The organism is Lysinibacillus telephonicus, assembly GCF_039654155.1.
GTDB classification, from domain to species: Bacteria; Bacillota; Bacilli; order Bacillales_A; family Planococcaceae; genus Ureibacillus; species Ureibacillus telephonicus.
Genome location: NZ_CP155468.1, coordinates 1708095 through 1726070, shown reverse-complemented (window position 1 = coordinate 1726070; position 17976 = coordinate 1708095). Strand labels below are relative to the sequence as shown.

Here is a 17976-nt window from a genome sequence, read left to right as displayed (position 1 = left end):
ACAAGTTTGTGAACATTTCTTGAAACAATTTCTATACTTGAGTCCATTTGGAAGAAAGTATAGGAATTACTAGTTTCAACTGATCCTCAAGCACCTTTTTTTTCACTTCTCTATCCATCGATTCTAATGGGATTGACGGCAGCCAAATAACGTCAATTTCATCGCTTAAGCTTGTCCAGGAATGATCGCAAGTAATAAATAGAACATGCTTAAATCCTACCTTTTGTAGCTCTTCTTTTAGTAAAGAAACTGACAATCCACCTCTAGTCCCCTCGGTATAGGAAAAAGGTGGCATTAACATTAAACGTCCTTTAAATTGTTGTTCAATAAATGAAGTAAGAGACATTAGAAACTCTGTTGAAGAACTGCTTTGCATAATTCCTGCTTCACTGAGGTTAATTGAAAGCAATGGTACAATTGCTGTATCAATAAATTCTTTCTGTGTTTGAAATTGCTGGACATCCTTTACATTAAAAAACATTAATACTCCTCCATTTATATCAATATTTACTATTGCCAAAAAACAATAAAAATTAACATGTTAAATTTACACTCATATGTATATATTACCAACTTATCAATTTAAATTGGTTCTATTTTTAAACTTTACAAAATTATCAGAACAAACGAATCTCATTCAGTCGCTAATATCGACCGAATGAGATTGTTTAAATATTTTTTGATGTCTGTTTTAATGCTTGCAGTAAGTTGGATAGCTTATAGAATCTCTCTTTATCCCCTTTATCTAGTGCATCATCAATTTCCTTTAAAAGTTTTTCTTCTTGAAACGCTAGCATACTGTTATTTAACATTTCTTCTGCAATAAGCCGATCCTTTTCACTAATATGAAGATACTTAGGCATATAAGGATTCTCTTCTAATACAGCTAAGTATTGTTGACTCGGTGGTATATTTGGGAAGTTTAATTGAATATACATACTGTCGTTTGGATGTAACCGCAAATCATGAAATGATTTTTCTGCATCACTCGTCATAATGTTTTCCTTATAAAATCGAAAGGGTACACCGTTTGAATCGACGGATGACATAACGATTGCCCGTGGACAATAATGTGCCTCTTCTACGAAATGAATATTCTCAAGTAAATTATCATTACTTAATAAATAATTCAAAATCCAAACGCACTCTCTTCTTTTCAATTGAAAATTTTTAAGAAACCACCGAACAAACGTTTTTTTATCAATAATCGGAACGGAAGAAGTCATTAGCTATCCCTCCTTTTGTCTAGCTATGGTGGATACACCCTCTAGGTACTTCAACTCGTCAGTCAAAAAACTAAAGATTTTTCTAGGCTGAGGCTCGAAAGCAGCTGGCCTAAGACAAGCCGCCTCCGTTTTTTCTTATTCAAGAGTATAAAGCAAATCTAACCACTGCTGTTCTGTAGGCTGTAGTTCGATTAATCGGTTTACAATCGTTCTTGCTTCATTTCGTTTGCCATCTTCTATTAAGAAGTAACAATATTTCCCTAAAAACGACGGATCATCTTTAAAATCATTATATGCTAGCTTATAAATTTCGTATGCGCGTTCATACTGCTCATCTTTCGAATATGCCTCTGCAACGAATGGATATAGCGCGCTCCAATCGAAATCATCCCTTTTTAAATTTTCGTATAAATCTATAATATCCTCATATTGCTCTTCGTTTGCATAAATTGACATTAAAATTAATATTGCTTCCATATATTCTGTATCTAATGCAATTGCTTGCTGTAAATACTGTACTGCTTCCTGAGGAAGACTGTTTTTTAATGCCATCTTGCCTGCAAATAAGTAAAAAGATTTATCATACTCATCCCGTTTTAATCCTTCTTTAATAACGCTATAAGCTTTTTTATTATCTTCAATCATGGCATAGCTTTCAGCCAATAATAAATATGCACTAAAATAATCAGGATCAAGTTCTTTTAAATCTTCTAATTGTTTAATTGCTAGCTCATACTTTTCTGACTGGAAGGCTGCATAACCAGAACCAAACAGTAAATCAGGTGTAACATTTTCCTCAAGTGCTTCCATATAGTAGTCAAGTGCAGTTTCATACCCTCCACCTGAACGGTAAACCTCTGCAAGTCGCTCCGCTAAAACTACCCCCGCAACTGTTTTGCTTTTTTGATGTAATTCTTCATAAATTCGTACTGCTTCTGTGAAACGACCAGTTTCAAATAAAAGCTCTGCTTTTGCAAATTGTAATAATGGTTCATTTGGTAACAATTGTAATGCTTCATTAATACGTTGCTCGGCTACTTCGTACAAGCCTTGCATTTGATAATAATCTGCTAATAAAAGTAGACTTTGAGGGTATTCAGGCGCTTCTGAATCTATACTCATTAGCAATGAAAGAGCTTCATCTTCATCACCTAATTCAATTAATACGGATGCTCGATCAATTGACAACTGTGCTTCATCAGGAAAAAGGAATTGTAGATGTGAATAAACACGGTTTGCTTCATTTAAAAAACCAAACTGCATGAATAAATCCGCAATTTCGTATTGAACTTCGGGTTGTTCGTTTAACAGAAAGGATTCTAATAAATTATTAATTTGCTGCAAGTCTCCATTTTGAATAGCTTGTATCATTTCATTTGTTGTATTTGTCAAATTGCTCACCTTTTTATTCAGAGTCATTACTATGCTACATGAGTTAACTAGCAAAAAACAAGGAAAAGGAACTGTTTTATTCAAATTAGAAGAGAGTTAATTACAGTAACAATCAGAAAAAATTTTTTCATCATTTATAGATAACCATTAAAAATAAATGTAAAGCAAACTTGATATACTGTAAAATCAATTTTACTATAAGTAAAGAATAGTTAACCTACAATAGGTGGTGTAATTTAATTTTGGATGTAAAAAATATTGTTTTATCAAATCGACTTCATGTTTTAAGGGCAGAACATAAAATGACCCAAAAGGATTTAGCTGAAAAAGTTGGTGTTAGTCGGCAAACTATTATTTCTATTGAAAAAGGAAATTATACTCCTTCACTTTTGCTAGCCTATCAAATTGCAAAAACTTTTGGTAAAACGATTGAAGAAGTATTTACTTTTGAGGAATAAAAATATAGGAGGAAGTAAGATGATAAATAGAAACAGAACATTTGGGTATGTAGTAATTTTAGTAGTAGGTGGATTGTTGTTTGTTCCTTCAATAATATTAGAAAAAATCGATTCTTTTTGGGGAGGATTAGGTGCCGCATTAGGAATTCTTGCGATCGTACGTTTGCTGCAAGTAGCTCGTATAAACAAAAATAAGAATTATGCTAAAAAATGGAGCACTAATAATAATGACGAAAGAATTATCCATATTTCAACTGAAGCCCGCTCGAGAACTTTCTATTTTACTGTAATTATTGAAGGAATACTAATCGTATTATTCACTGCACTAAATATGATGGAACTTGTTAAGGTTTTAATTTGTTTAATTACGGGACAGTTAATGATTTATTGCTTCATGTTCTATGCTCTTAGAAGTAAATATTAATCTCTCAATACTACTGTAACATTAAAATGGTCATTTAAAACTTTTGGCTAATTATTATATGCATGTAAGATGGCTCTAGTTTCCTACTTGAGCTGAAGCCATCTTTTTTAAACTCCAGTTTCAACACCGTTTCAAAAATACCTTCATTCATTTTGATTTAAATTTCCTCCTTTCTTTTTAAGGAATTTGGTTTTGTGAAAATAAAAAAGACCCCAAACAGATTCACTATTTGAAGTATCTATTTGGGATGCTTTTTCTGCACTTTTGATATTTTTCTTAATAAAATAATGGTTAACTATAGACGATTTGAATTTATTTTATCAAAAGCTCCTCCACATGTTCAAAAAAAGTTGGATATGAAACTGCAATACATTCTGCATCATCAATTTCAATAGGTGAAGAAGAGATTAAAGCAGCGATGGCAGACATCATACCGATCCGATGATCTCCGTATGTTTTTAAATTAGCTCCACGTAAATTTGTCGGACCCTGAATAATCATACCATCATTAGTTGCTTCAATATTCGCACCTAGCTTTTTCAATTCAGTTACAACTGCAGTAATACGGTCAGTTTCCTTTACTTTTAGTTCTTCTGCATTACGAATGACAGTCGTCCCTTCTGCTTGAGTGGCTAAAAGTGCAATAATCGGAATTTCATCAATTAGTCGAGGGATAATATCCCCTTCTATTGTAATTGCCTGAAGCTGAGATGACTTAATTGAAATTGTTGCAGTTGGCTCTGATGCATTTTCGTCTTCAACTTGAACAGACATGTCTGCTCCCATTTTTTCAAGAACTTCAATTATTCCAGCTCGTGTAGGATTTACTCCAACATTTTTCATTTCGATACTACTATTCGGAACGATTGCACCTGCAACTAAAAAGAATGCAGCTGATGAAATATCACCTGGAACATCAACATGGGTCGCTTTAAGTTGTTGCCCGCCCTTAAATGATACAACTCCATCTTGAACGTCAATAATTGCTCCAAATTGCCTTAACATACGTTCTGTATGATCTCGAGATACCTCTTGTTCCCTAACAATTGTTGTCCCTTCTGCTCGAAGACCTGCAAGTAAAATTGCTGATTTTACTTGAGCACTTGCAACAGGCATCGTATAATCAATCGCAGTTAATTGGGTGCCTTGAATTGCTAACGGGGTAAACTGTCCATTGTCACGACCAGAAATTTTAGCTCCCATTAATCGGAGTGGATCTGCTACTCGACGCATTGGACGTCTTCCTATCGACGCATCGCCTGTCATTACGGTATGTAATTTTGTACCTGATAAAATACCGAGCATTAACCTTGTTGTAGTACCTGAATTTCCTGTATAAAGGACCTCTTTAGGCTCTTCCCAAGAATCCATTCCAGCACTATTAATTGTTACGTTTGTTCCGTCCACTTCAATTTCTACTCCAAGTTTACGAAAACAGTCGATTGTACTTAAACAATCATCTCCTAGGAGAAAACCACTTACTGTCGTTTTTCCCTTCGCTATCGAACCGAACATTACTGAGCGATGTGAAATGGATTTATCGCCTGGAACAGTAATCGTTCCTTGCAGGCTAACATTTTTATAATCTAATTTTTTTGCAGAAGACATTTGGCAAGTTCTCCTTTCAAAAAGCAAAACCCTTTTGAAATATTTATGAGATATACATTTCAAAATTTGTACGCTTGCTAATACAATTTTTAGCTTTTTCACGATCATCGGCATTTTGGAAGCTTATCACTAATATACCGAAAACATCTTCTCGCGCCTCGACAACGCGAATATTTGTAATACTAATTTTTTCTTCAGCTAAATATCTAGTTATTTGAGAGATTACACCAGGATAATCTGGAATATCTACATATAAATCGTAAGTAGTATAGAATGCCCCCGTTGTAATTGGCAGTTCATCACGAACTTGTTTTGCAACCGCAAAATATTGCTCTATAGACTCTTCATCATTATTTAATAATAGAGTCTTTACACGATTCATTTCATTGAGCCAGGAATCTAATTGTCCAATCAATTCTTGACGATTTTGCTGGACAATATCCTTCCACATAATCGGGTTAGAGGAAGCAATTCGTGTAATATCGCGGAAACCACCTGCAGCAAGCAATCTTGTCATCGGATGTTGCTTCTGCTCAATATCTAGTTGATGTACGAGTGATGCTGCAACAATATGAGGGAAGTGGCTGACAACAGCCGTCATATGATCATGTTCAATTGCATCAACCTTCACAACTTTTGCTAGCGTAAATTTTAATAGTTGTTCAAGTTCGTTTACTTTTTGTTCATCTTCATCTTTCAATGGCGTCAACATATAATAAGCATTTTCAAATAAATGAGGTTTAGCTGCACGAACCCCACTTTTATGAGAGCCTGCCATTGGATGACCGCCAATAAACGAAATACCATACTCTCGAAGTTCAACAGCCTTTTCCATGATCAACCCTTTTGTGCTTCCTGTATCTGTCACAATAACATCCTTTTTTAAAGGCCATTGCTTTAATCGCTCCAACCATTCAAGGGTTGCATTTACGGGAGTACCAAATATAATGACATCGGCTATGCTTGCTGTTTTAATGACATCATCAACAATTTCATCAACAATATTCAATGATTCAGCAAGTTCTCTCGTTTTTTCAAATATATCGTAGCCGAATACTTTCGTATTAGGGGCTTTTTGACAAGAAAGTGCGATTGAGCCCCCGATTAAACCAAGTCCAATGACAAAGACGTTCCGTGTCATGCAAATACTCCTTGCTCAGTTAACACTTCTTCTAGTAATGCTAAGAACTTGCTATTTTGTTCTTCTGTGCCGATTGTTACACGGATGAATCCAGGAGAACTTAATGCATTACCACTTCGAATAATAAAGCCGCGTTTCAACATTTCTTGGAAAACAACATCACTATCAGCTTTTACCTCAAATAATATAAAGTTTGTTTGTGAAGGATAGTATTTTAAGCCGTGTTTCTCACAAAACTCAACATATTGTTTTCTACCAATTTCATTTTTCTCTTTACATTCTTTTATAAATTGTTGATCTTGAAGAGCAATGATTGCAACCTTATGGCTTAATACCGTGTTATTAAATGGCGGACGAACTGGATCAAGCTTCGCAATTACTTCTTCTTGCGCCACTGCATAGCCAACTCGGAATGAAGCTAAACCGTATGCTTTTGAAAACGTACGCATAATAATAACATTTGAATATTCATTTATATAATGTAGCGTATCTTTGTATTCCGGTGCATCGATATATTCAAAATAAGCTTCATCTAGTACAACTAGCACTTCAGAAGGCACTTTCTTTAAGAAATTTTGAAGCTCATCATCGCTAACAATAGTTCCTGTTGGATTATTTGGATTACATACCCATACAACAGATGTATTTTCATCGATAGCCTCCAACAATGCATCTAAGTCGTGTTTCCCATCAGTTAAAGGTACTTTGCGCACTTCAGCACCTTCGATTTCAGCATTATGGCTATATTGTGAGAAAGAAGGGTCCGCCATAACAGTATTTACTCCAGGATATAGCAATGCACGAGTAACAATCGCGATTAAATCGTCGGATCCATTACCGAATAGTAATTGCGACTCCTTAACCCCAAGATGGTTAGCTACTGCAGTACGAAGAGATTGCGCATACCCGTCAGGATAAATAGCGTGATTTGTAGAATCAGATTGTAAGAACTCTTTTACTTTTGGTGAGTAACCATATGGATTTTCATTTGATGCAAGTTTTATAACTTCATCTAATCCAAACTCCTTTTTTACTTCTTCGATTGGTTTCCCTGGTTGGTATGCTTTCATTCCATTAATTTGTTGTTTCCATTTCACGTTCAACATCTCCTCTTAAACCGGTAATCTATTATTTTATTAGGTCAGGGCGCAAGCTTACTGCGTTGTTTAAATAAACATGATGTATATCCTTCTGATGAACATCTGTGTTGACATGCATTAATACACGAATACAAAGCGGCAATGCTCCTGGTACATTCATTTCATGCATACACATTGTCGGTACATACTGCCAGCCTTCAAGCGAACGCACCGCTTTAGCTGGAAAAGCAGAAGTAATATCTGGAGTAGTAGAAATCAATACGGAAATGATATTATCTGGCAAGATATTATTTGCTTTCGCTATTTCCTGTACTAATTTAGCAGTTTCTTCTAAGACAAGTTCAGATTGATCTAGTTCGATTGTTGTTGCTCCTCTTACGCCACGAATCATTTGCATACCTCCATAAGTAGTGATCGATATTCGATATCTACTTCTCTACATTCTGATAGTTCTATTGGCTGAACAAATGGTTCTCCAATTTTATTTAATAAAACAAATTTTAACTCGCCATACTCAGCTTTTTTATCTTTCAATAAAAACTGCTGTAATGTTTCAAATGAATACTTTAAAACTTCATGAAATGGATATCCATTTTTATATGCAAAAGATAAGAAAGCTCTTGTAAATTCACGGCTTATTTGACCATATCGTTCGCTTAAAAGTAAAGCGTAGACCATCCCAATCATGACTGCTTCACCGTGTGCTAGGCCACCATAGCCAGCAGCTGCTTCTAGTGCATGACCATATGTATGGCCAAAATTCAAATATTTTCTAACAGATTGTTCAGTTTCGTCTTGTGCAACAATATTAGCTTTCACTTCAATTCCTGCTTTTAAATGAAGAGCAAGCTGCCCACTTTCGATATTTGTGATTGATGGACTTGCCATCAATTGCATTAGCCAATTTTCATTTGAAATAAGCGCATGTTTTATTACTTCAGCCATACCAGAACGTACTTCACGTTTGCTAAGAGATTGTAAAAACATTGTATCGTAAATCACAGCTTCTGGTTGATAAAATGCACCTACTAAATTTTTTCCTAGCGGGTGATTAATAGCTGTTTTTCCTCCAACTGCTGAATCATGAGCTAAAATAGTTGTAGGAATTTGAATAAATGGGATGCCACGCATGAAGGTAGCTGCTGCAAATCCAGTTAAGTCTCCGACTGCACCGCCTCCGAAAGCAAATAAAAATGACTTGCGTGTACAATCTTTTTCGATTAAAAATGTATGTGCATTTTGATAATTTTCAAAGCTCTTACACGCTTCACCACTAGGCATGATAAAAACTTCAAATGAATAAGGGAAATGCTTTTTAAAATAATCACCTTGTGCATTCCATACATTTTCATCTGTAAAAACTATTAATTTATCTGCTTTTTTTAGCATCGCATCAAAAGAATCGAATGCTGTATGGAGTATATTGCTACCAATAATCACTTCATAACGATGAGACGCCGTATTTACTGGTATTCTCATTTTAATACTCCTTTGCGTATTTGCGCATTTCATCTATTTGGGCTTTTAGCTGCGGCAGTTGGTCGCTATGGTATTGGTCTATAATTGCACTTGCAATTTCCCAAGCAATTACGTTTTCAGCTACTATAGATGCAGCAGGTACTGCGCAGCTGTCAGAGCGTTCAACACTTGCTTTAAACGGCTCCTTCGTTTCAATATCCACACTTTGTAATGGTTTGTAAAGGGTAGGAATTGGTTTCATTACCCCACGTACAACGATTGGCATTCCTGTTGACATTCCACCTTCTAATCCCCCTAGGCGGTTTGTAGCACGAGTATAGCCATTTTCTTTATCCCATAATATTTCATCATGTACTTCCGAGCCTTTTCGACGAGCCATTTCAAAGCCGATTCCAAACTCCACACCTTTAAATGCATTAATTGATAGCATCGCTTGAGCGAGTCGTCCGTCAAGTTTTCTATCATAATGAACGTAAGAACCGATACCCGCTGGAAGCCCTTCAACAATTACTTCTACAACGCCACCTATTGAATCGCCAGCTTTTTTTGCTTCATCAATTGCCTGCACCATCTTTTCAGAAGCGGACTCGTCAACACAATAGCAAGGATCCTGTTCAACTATTGCTCTAATTTCATCTATTGATTTTCCCTCAATTTTTGATGTATCAGCTTTGATTCCGTAAATTTCAGTAACGTGCGAAACAATAGTGATGCCTAGTTCATTTAATAAAGCTTTTGCAACAGAACCTACTGCAACTCGAACAGTCGTTTCACGTGCACTTGAACGTTCTAAAACATTACGCAAATCTCGATGGCCGTATTTCATTCCGCCGACTAAGTCTGCATGACCGGGTCTAGGTCTAGAAATTTGGCGTTTAATTTCATTTGGATCCACGTCTTCTGGCAATGGATCTGCACCCATTATTTTTGTCCAATGCTTCCAATCGTCATTTTTTACGACTAATGCTACAGGGGAACCTAACGTTTTTCCGTGACGCACACCACCAACAATCTCGACAGTGTCAGTTTCAATTTGCATACGTCTTCCACGGCCATGTCCGCCTTGGCGACGTTTTAAGTCATAATTAATTTTTTCTGCTGATATTGGTAGAAGAGACGGCAACCCTTCGATAATTGTAGTTAATTGAGGTCCATGAGACTCTCCTGCAGTAAGGTAACGCATAAAACACTTTCTCCCTTCAACTCGCTAAAGTATGTATTTTTTACTATAACACATTATAAATTAAAAAACAGCGTCATTTTTGAACTATTTCTCTATAGTACCGAATATTCTGACACACTATTTTTCACTTTTTCAAAAACAATTAAATTAAATGTATACTACCATACTAACGTAATTTCATGTAGAAAAATACGCTTCTCGCTAAATATACGAAAAGCGTTTGTTATTCTAGAAAATATCCATAATTATTTAATTGCTTTGCAAACAATTTTCGCTATTTTTTTCGGTAAAAAAATGTATCTTCCACTTCAAATCCATAACGCTGAGGATTAAATATTTGTTCGGTTGAGCCTACAAATAGTATTCCTCCTGGTCGCAACGATTTACTAAAATTCTCATATATTTGATCTTTAGCTTCTTCTGTAAAGTAGATCATGACATTACGACAAACGATTAAATCAAAATTCGATTCATACTGATCTTTTAGTAAATTATGCTTTTTAAAAGTAACTGTTCTTTTTATCTCATCCTTTACTTTATAGAAAGGTCCTTCTTGCATGAAATACTTGCCCTTAATATCAGAAGGAACTTCAGCAAGGGAGCGCTCTGGGTACAATCCTAGCTTTGCTTTTTGAAGAACATTTTCATCTAAATCAGTAGCCAGCACCTGGATTTGTGATAGGGGTACATGATGGGATAATACCATCGCAAGTGAATAAGGTTCTTCACCCGTTGAACATGCAGCACTCCATATTTTTAAGCGGCGATTTGATTGAAGAAGCATCGGGAAAATTTTATTTTGCAACACTTCCCAACGCTTTGAATTTCGGTAAAATTCAGAAACATTAATCGTCATTCGATCTAAAAATTCATTCATTAAATCACGATCTTTTTCAAGTGCATGCAAAAAATCAACAAAATTGCGATAACCTCTTTTTTCATAAAGAGATGTTAAACGTCGCTTCATTTGGGCTTCTTTATATAGTGCGAGATCGATTCCTGTTTTTTTCTTTATTCCATCTATAAATTGTTCGTAATCAGACATTTATCTATCTTTCCCCTCAACTATCTTAAATTTATTATAGCGGAATTTATAGAAATTCGAAACCTATCATTTCACCATAATTTGGGTGATTTTATCCTATATTCTAATATCGAAATGCTAGTTCGTCTTATTCTATTTCTTTTATTGGGGAAGTACTTATTAGAATTTAAAAAAGGTATGTTAATGTTGAGCTGGCTAAGCACACAAGCCGCAGAGCCACGTTGTGCCTCTACGACTTGTCTTTGTGCTTTGTGTAAGACCAGCTCACAGTTATATTATGCTTCTAATACTTCTTAAATAGTACGCAGCTTACAGTGGTAGGCTGCGTCTTCTTAGTTTAGTTAGACTTGCTGGAAAAAAATATCTAGTTAATGAACAATATCTATAATAAAAAAGTAACTATCACCATTAGCAATAGTTACTTTAAAAGTTATTTTTAAAAAATGAACTAGTTTAAATTAAACTAAATCTGCGCCAAACCATAAGTTAATTTCACGTTGTGCAGAAGCTTCTGAGTCAGAACCGTGGATTACGTTTTCAGAAATTGTTACAGCATAGTCACCACGGATTGTACCTGGTTGAGATTCTTCTGGTTTTGTAGCACCCATCATGATACGTGCAAGTTTAATTACATTTTCGCCTTCCCAAACCATTGCAAATACAGGACCAGAAGTAATGAAGTCAACTAATTCACCGAAGAATGGGCGCTCTTTATGCTCAGCATAGTGCTCTTCAGCTAATTCGCGAGGCACCATCATTAATTTTGCACCTTTCATTTCGAATCCACGACGTTCAAAACGATCGATAATATCACCAATTACTTGACGTTTTACTCCATCAGGTTTTACCATAATAAATGTTTTTTCGATTGCCATAAATTAACACTCCCTAAAATTATATAAGGTTTTTCACCTACCGATAAATATTACCAAAATAACACCCATACATCAACTCTCATAGTTTATTCCTATAATCCTAAAATTTACGCTTCCCAATAAATAATGCTACATCACGCAATTTTTTCTTCATTGGATGATCCGGTAAAGCGTCTACTTCTTTTAGAGCTTTTCTTAAATAACCATTGCTAATGGCAATTGATTGCTTAATGGCATCAGAATTTCTCACAACATTTAACATTTCTAATCGTTGTTGTTCTGTTACTTGTCCCTTCGATGCTTGAGCGATAAAATGCTTGATTGTAGGATGGTCTTTTAATAATAGGATTGGCAACGTTATATTTCCTTGCAGCAAGTCACTTCCGGCAGGTTTTCCGAGCTCTTTATCAGTTGAGGTAAAGTCTAAAATATCATCGACTATTTGATAGCTCATGCCGACAAAATAGCCAAATTGTTTTAAATGTCTTACATTTTTCTCGTCTACACCAGAAACAACTGCCCCAAGTTCACAGCTAGATTCAATTAGCAAGGCAGTTTTTCGCTTTATTCGACGAAAATAATCTTTTAAATTTTGGTTATTACGAAACTTATCTTCTATTTGAATCACTTCGCCATTACAAATTTCAACCATCGTTTTGGCCAAAATTTGATGGACTTTTTTGTTTTCGATAGATGTAACATACTCTAAAGCACGCGCAAAAATAAAGTCGCCCGTGTACATGGCAACTCTATTATTCCATTGTGATTTAACAGTATGTCTACCTCTTCTCAAATCTGAATCATCAATAACATCATCATGTACGAGTGATGCCATATGAATTAATTCTAACGGCACAGCAATATTCTTTATGTTTTCAATGTTATATTGCCCAAATTTTGCACTAATTAAAACAAAGACAGGGCGAATTCGTTTACCGCCCGCTTGTAATAAATGGAGAGAGGCATCATTTATCAAGTGCGAAGACGAGTTTAACGCTTTTTCTAATTCTTTTTCGATGATGTCTATATCCGCTTTTAAATCGGAATAGAGTATTTTTAACTTCATCTTTTCCACGCGTGAAACCTTCTCCCCCTAGTTTTCTTTTTTAAATCCCATATGCATCGCAGCAGCTCCACCACTATATCCTTTGTAAGATACATTGTGAAAATCTGCATCTTCGAACATTTTTGCAAGTTTTTTCATGCCAGGGAAATCATTCGCGGATTCCTGCAGCCAAGAATATTCTTTATAGCTTTTCGCAAATATTTTTCCAAATAACGGCATAATATAATTAAAGTAAAAACGAAAAAGTTGTCGATATACCGGAATTTCAGATTGAGAAGTCTCCAAGCATACTGCCATGCCGCCCGGTTTTAACACACGGTTCATTTCACGTAGTACTTGCATATAATCTGGAACATTCCTTAAACCAAAACCAATTGTCACATAATCAAAAGTATTGTCTTCAAATGGAAGCTCCATCGCATTTCCATGAATAAGCTCGATTTGTGGGAATGGTTTTACTTTTTCTTCACCAACTTTAAGCATGTTTTTACTGAAATCAAGACCTTTTACTTCACCCTTTTCTCCTGTAGCCTTCGCTAATGCAACTGTCCAATCAGCAGTGCCGCAGCAGACGTCAAGACATTTAGAACCAGGCTTTACGTTCATTCTTTTCATCGTATCTTCACGCCATTTAACATGTAACTGAAAGCTTATAACGGAATTCATTTTATCGTAGCTTTCAGAAATATGTTCAAAAACCTCATGTACGTGCTCTTCTTTTGATTTTGCCATTTTTTCAGAACCTTTCTATGCCACTAACTACACTCTACTTGATGTCTTATGTATCGTTTTAATTCGTCATTTAAAGTTGACGAATGAAGATATTCATGAAGTAAATCTTGTAGCATATCTATTTTTTCTACTAGTAATTGTTCTAAAGTTTTTTCTTCGTTTGAAACACTCTCAATCATCTTTTTCATAATTGAGGAATTATGTCCATTCTGAAGGTTGCGAACTTCTTTTTTTAGTTGAAGCAACAATAAGCCTGTATGCATAAGTGAACTATATTGTTCGAAATTAAAAACTAGATAAAATCGTCTAATTAACTCTGTTTGAATTACAGAAATCGTATTAAACCATTGTTCTAATGAATTTTGATTGGATTCATATACTTTTATTTGATGCTCGCAGCGGTTTACAATTCCTTCTGAAAGTTCTCTTATCAACGTGATATTACCCAAATGGGCTAATATTTCATAGTAACGGCCGCTATAATAATCTCCGGATAAAACTGTAAGCTGCTGCTCTTTACTCGTTGCATTTTTCTCATTTATTTTATCATGTTCATAAAGCGATGCATGTACAATTCCGACTGTAATTGCACTTTTATCGATATGTTCATTCCATTCTTCGCCGTTTAAAAAAGGCAATAATAAGTAAAACAATTGATTTTCATTTATCACCGGTGCTCCAGTATATTGCAGTAATGTTCTATGACGAACATGCATGAAAATATTTGTTTTTAACTGTTCAATTGATCCTTGAATGTATGTTGCATCCATAGATATTACTCCATTCCACTATTTGCATCTTATGATTGTTTACCAATCAAATTAATTATTTCTTAGAACCGCTTTCAATAACACCGTGTGCAGAAAAGATTTTTGCTTTCCCTCTAATTTTCATTGCAGATGTATGTTCAGTAAATTGCGCAATCATTACTTCTCCAGCATCCAACTTTTCAGAATGGTGGAATTTTGTATCTGTACCACGTGTTAAACCGATTACATGCACACCGTCTTCTTGTGCTTCAATGATAATATAATCTGGTTGAGTCATCGTATCTTTTCTCCTTAAAATCAAATTCGCCTTGGCGTATTTGTGACTGTCGCTAAAGCTTTCGTCACAGTCAAAACATTTGCGCCCAGATTTTATCGAGCTTGCTTGATAAATTTCCTCTTAAAAATCTGTGACATCCACCGGAGGCATAACTTCATTCAACAGAATGAAGTTAAAACATTTTCTTGTACATCATATCATAATAAATAGTCTTATTTAAGACATTTGAATTAATGAAATTACTTCTCGACGTAAAACATCATCGTTTTCATAATTTCCACGAGCTGCAGATGTAATTGTTTTTGAACCTGGCTTTTTAAGTCCGCGCATTGTCATGCACATATGCTCAGCTTCAACAACTACATAAACTCCATGCGGTTGCAGCATCTCCATTATGGAATCGGCAACAGTCGACGTGATACGTTCTTGTAGTTGTGGTCTACGAGCAACCGATTCAACACAACGACCTAATTTACTTAATCCTGCTACTCTACCGTCTTTAGGTATGTATGCAACATGAGCTTTCCCATAAAAAGGTACTAGGTGGTGCTCACACATTGAATAAAAAGGTATATCTTTAACAAGTACAACTTCTTCATGCTCTTCATGAAATACAGTACTGAAAAATTCCCTTGGATCTTCATTAATTCCACTAAACATTTCCTCATACATTTTTGAAACCCTCTTAGGTGTATCAATTAAGCCTTCACGATTTACATCTTCTCCAACCGCTTCTAATATCATTTTCACGGCTTCCTCTATTTTTTTTAAATTTACTTCAGACATTATTATATCCTCCTAAACCACTTTCACTACATTATCAAATTGAATCGTAGCACATACTGACTCTAATCGCAAAAAGGGTTTCATTACTTTTAAAAAAATTTGTTTAAATACAATTTAAATTAATATCTTTTCTAGAATGATTTTTGAAAAAGCATTTGCTCGTGAGCATCGTTGTAAAAACTAGTGCATCGGTGACCATCTCTTGCTTCTTTACTTGTCAGTTAATCTTTGAAGTTGTTTTGTTATAAATTAGATTAGGCATATCTTCTATGTAATTTGGGTTTATAAGTATGTAAAAAAGAGCAGTCATCATGCTTGTCCATGACGACTGCTCTATGTAACTGCTAGATGCTTTTATTTCACAGCATCTTTAAGAGCTTTACCTGGTTTAAAAGCAGGTACTTTGCTTGCAGCGATTTCGATTTCTTTACCAGTTTGTGGGTTGCGGCCTTTACGAGCAGCGCGCTCACGTACTTCAAAGTTACCAAAACCAATTAATTGTACTTTGTCACCCTTTGCAAGAGCATCTTGAATTGTATCAAATACAGCTTCAACTGCTTTAGAAGCATCTTTCTTAGAAAGACCTGCAGCTTCAGCAACAGAGTTTACTAATTCTGTTTTATTCACACCATTCACCTCCTCTCAAAGGGTCATGAACCTAAATCATGTAAAAAGAGTAACATATAGAAAACCTTGGTGCAACTGTATTTATCCATGTTTTTCGATATATAATACTATTTTTTATAAAAAAACATAAATAACAGGACTTTTCACCTGGAAAATGAAAAGCCCTGTTATTATTTTGTGCCATATTTTACGAAATTATACAATACTAGATAATGAACGTAACCAAACCACGTTCACCTTCATTAACCATTCTTTCGATAGTTTGGCGCATTCTTTTTTTTGCATTTAATGGTACTGCATTCATTTTATAGCGAATGCCTTCTTTTAACACTTCGTGTAACGTTGTACCAAATAGTTGTGTTTCCCATAATTGCTCCCGATCATGATTATAGGCATACTGTAAATCTTTTAAAAGTTGTTGGCTATAAAATTCAGTACCGATTAATGGTGCAAACTCAGTTTCCATATCTACGCGAATAATGTGATACGATGGCGCTGAAGCTTTCATACGAACTCCGTAGAAATTATTTTGTTTAATAATTTCTGGTTCACTTGGCTCAAACTCTTCCATTGTAGGTAGAGTAACACCATAGCCATGTTCCCTTGCCTCTTCAATTGCTTCTCGGAAGCGTCTATGTGCTTGCTTTGCCTCAGCTGCTTCTTTAATGAACAGCAACCAATCTTTTTTCGTATCAATTGGGGAATCCAACCATTCATTGCAAACAGCTTTATAAATTTCCGGTTTTAGCGTAATACGGACTGTTGCAATTCCTAAACCAGCATCGACTCTTTCAATTTCACTATCTTTTACAAAATCAATTTCACGTAATTGTGCGGCTGCTTGGGAAACATCACGAATTTTTGTTACAGAATTCAGCACATTCCCTACAGCATCTGAAAGAGTTAAATTTAATGGATGCATGTGATCTAATACATCAAGCCAATCTGGTTTTTCTACTTCAATATCCTCAATTGGAAACTCATAAAGTGCTTCTTGTAAAATGTACTCCATATCATTTCGAGACATTTGATCGATCGCAACAGGAATAACTGGAACACTGTATTTTTCAAGCAATTCATTACGTAATGTTTGTGTATTACTATGACTTGGCATTTGGCAATTTAATACGATAACAAAAGGCTTGCCAATTTGTTTTAACTCGTTAACAATTTGTTCTTCAGCTACTTCTGCAGCAACTCGGTTAATGCCATTTACTGAACCATCCGTTGTAACAACTATCCCAATATTTGCATGGTCGCGAATAACTTTATCAGTTCCGATTTTTGCTGCTTCTTGGAATGGAATAGCATCTGTACTCCACGGTGAATTTACATAGCGTGGTCCATTTTCATCTTCATACCCTTTTACCCCATCAATAATATAACCGACACAATCTGCAAAACGAATGCGGAATGGTATCTCGCTTTCCCCAATCGTAATCTCAGTCCCTTGAGCAGGAACAAATTTTGGTTCAGCTGTCATAATAACTGGGCCTGGTGAGCTCTGTGGCAGCTCGTCCAGTGCTCTTTTACGGTCTTCTTCATCTACGATATTTGGGAGCACAATTGACTCCATCATTTTTTTCACAAGAGTAGACTTACCAACCCTAACAGGCCCTACGACACCAATATATACGTCACCATTCGTTCTTTCTGCTATTTGATGAAAGATTTCTTCGCCTATTGTAGCTCCTCCTTTACGTAATTCAGTCTATGTGCGATATTCACCAAATATGAAATACCTTGTACGAAAATTTATAAAAATATATGCACATAATCAGATAAGT

Annotated in this window: 20 protein-coding genes; 2 read left to right on the top strand and 18 right to left on the bottom strand. The window is 35.4% G+C overall.

What is annotated here, in order from left to right; translation table 11 throughout:
- Window positions 1–31: 31 nt before the first annotated feature.
- The 3 genes from MKY04_RS08155 to MKY04_RS08145 form a co-directional block, all read right to left on the bottom strand.
- On the bottom strand, window positions 32–481 hold the full coding sequence (locus MKY04_RS08155) for a YpiF family protein (protein ID WP_346235605.1): 450 nt from the start codon (window positions 479–481) through the stop codon (window positions 32–34).
- 187 nt (window positions 482–668) lie between these two features.
- The gene (locus MKY04_RS08150) at window positions 669–1226 is read right to left on the bottom strand and encodes a ReoY family proteolytic degradation factor (protein WP_126294180.1); all 558 of its coding nucleotides are present in this window, start codon (window positions 1224–1226) and stop codon (window positions 669–671) included.
- 135 nt (window positions 1227–1361) lie between these two features.
- The gene (locus MKY04_RS08145; RefSeq protein ID WP_346235604.1) at window positions 1362–2645 is read right to left on the bottom strand and encodes a tetratricopeptide repeat protein; all 1284 of its coding nucleotides are present in this window, start codon (window positions 2643–2645) and stop codon (window positions 1362–1364) included.
- 215 nt (window positions 2646–2860) lie between these two features.
- Here MKY04_RS08145 and MKY04_RS08140 point away from each other — a divergent pair, with 215 nt between their 5' ends.
- Together MKY04_RS08140 and MKY04_RS08135 are read left to right on the top strand one after the other, a co-directional pair.
- Window positions 2861–3076, top strand: coding sequence for a helix-turn-helix transcriptional regulator (locus MKY04_RS08140; RefSeq protein ID WP_281274604.1), 216 nt, complete (start codon window positions 2861–2863; stop codon window positions 3074–3076).
- 19 nt (window positions 3077–3095) lie between these two features.
- A complete protein-coding gene (locus tag MKY04_RS08135; protein ID WP_126294181.1) occupies window positions 3096–3500 on the top strand; it encodes a hypothetical protein in 405 nt (134 codons plus the stop codon).
- A 312-nt stretch (window positions 3501–3812) separates the two neighbouring features.
- Here the strand turns inward: MKY04_RS08135 and aroA are convergent, their stop codons facing one another.
- The 15 genes from aroA to spoIVA all read right to left on the bottom strand — a co-directional run bounded on the left by aroA (window position 3813) and on the right by spoIVA (window position 17873).
- A complete protein-coding gene (gene aroA, locus MKY04_RS08130) occupies window positions 3813–5108 on the bottom strand; it encodes a 3-phosphoshikimate 1-carboxyvinyltransferase (RefSeq protein ID WP_126294182.1) in 1296 nt (431 codons plus the stop codon).
- Window positions 5109–5151: 43 nt separating this feature from the next.
- Complete coding sequence (locus MKY04_RS08125) at window positions 5152–6249, bottom strand: prephenate dehydrogenase (protein ID WP_126294183.1); 1098 nt, start codon at window positions 6247–6249, stop codon at window positions 5152–5154.
- Window positions 6246–7346 carry a histidinol-phosphate transaminase gene (hisC, locus tag MKY04_RS08120; protein ID WP_126294184.1) on the bottom strand — a complete coding sequence of 367 codons (1101 nt, stop codon included), beginning with the start codon at window positions 7344–7346 and terminating at the stop codon, window positions 6246–6248. Before hisC ends, MKY04_RS08125 begins: the two co-directional genes overlap by 4 nt.
- 31 nt (window positions 7347–7377) lie before the next feature.
- Window positions 7378–7740, bottom strand: a complete 363-nt coding sequence (gene aroH / locus MKY04_RS08115; RefSeq protein ID WP_126294185.1) for a chorismate mutase — start codon at window positions 7738–7740, stop codon at window positions 7378–7380.
- Window positions 7737–8828 (bottom strand): 3-dehydroquinate synthase, encoded by a 1092-nt coding sequence (aroB, locus tag MKY04_RS08110; protein WP_126294186.1) that lies wholly within the window; start codon window positions 8826–8828, stop codon window positions 7737–7739. Before aroB ends, aroH begins: the two co-directional genes overlap by 4 nt.
- A gap of 1 nt (window position 8829) precedes the next feature.
- A complete protein-coding gene (gene aroC / locus MKY04_RS08105; RefSeq protein ID WP_126294187.1) occupies window positions 8830–10011 on the bottom strand; it encodes a chorismate synthase in 1182 nt (393 codons plus the stop codon).
- A gap of 274 nt (window positions 10012–10285) precedes the next feature.
- Window positions 10286–11056, bottom strand: coding sequence for a CheR family methyltransferase (locus MKY04_RS08100; protein ID WP_126294188.1), 771 nt, complete (start codon window positions 11054–11056; stop codon window positions 10286–10288).
- Between the two features lie 458 nt (window positions 11057–11514).
- Window positions 11515–11931, bottom strand: a complete 417-nt coding sequence (gene ndk / locus MKY04_RS08095) for a nucleoside-diphosphate kinase (protein ID WP_126294189.1) — start codon at window positions 11929–11931, stop codon at window positions 11515–11517.
- A gap of 100 nt (window positions 11932–12031) precedes the next feature.
- Complete coding sequence (gene hepT / locus MKY04_RS08090; RefSeq protein ID WP_126294190.1) at window positions 12032–13006, bottom strand: heptaprenyl diphosphate synthase component II; 975 nt, start codon at window positions 13004–13006, stop codon at window positions 12032–12034.
- Window positions 13007–13024: 18 nt separating this feature from the next.
- Window positions 13025–13729 (bottom strand): demethylmenaquinone methyltransferase, encoded by a 705-nt coding sequence (locus MKY04_RS08085; protein WP_126294191.1) that lies wholly within the window; start codon window positions 13727–13729, stop codon window positions 13025–13027.
- A gap of 23 nt (window positions 13730–13752) precedes the next feature.
- Window positions 13753–14499 carry a heptaprenyl diphosphate synthase component 1 gene (locus MKY04_RS08080; RefSeq protein ID WP_346235603.1) on the bottom strand — a complete coding sequence of 249 codons (747 nt, stop codon included), beginning with the start codon at window positions 14497–14499 and terminating at the stop codon, window positions 13753–13755.
- 55 nt (window positions 14500–14554) lie between these two features.
- Window positions 14555–14776, bottom strand: a complete 222-nt coding sequence (gene mtrB, locus MKY04_RS08075) for a trp RNA-binding attenuation protein MtrB (protein ID WP_126294193.1) — start codon at window positions 14774–14776, stop codon at window positions 14555–14557.
- Window positions 14777–14992: 216 nt separating this feature from the next.
- A complete protein-coding gene (gene folE, locus MKY04_RS08070; protein ID WP_126294194.1) occupies window positions 14993–15562 on the bottom strand; it encodes a GTP cyclohydrolase I FolE in 570 nt (189 codons plus the stop codon).
- A 354-nt stretch (window positions 15563–15916) separates the two neighbouring features.
- The gene (locus tag MKY04_RS08065; protein WP_004232618.1) at window positions 15917–16189 is read right to left on the bottom strand and encodes an HU family DNA-binding protein; all 273 of its coding nucleotides are present in this window, start codon (window positions 16187–16189) and stop codon (window positions 15917–15919) included.
- A 205-nt stretch (window positions 16190–16394) separates the two neighbouring features.
- Window positions 16395–17873, bottom strand: a complete 1479-nt coding sequence (gene spoIVA, locus MKY04_RS08060; RefSeq protein ID WP_126294195.1) for a stage IV sporulation protein A — start codon at window positions 17871–17873, stop codon at window positions 16395–16397.
- Window positions 17874–17976 lie beyond the last annotated feature (103 nt).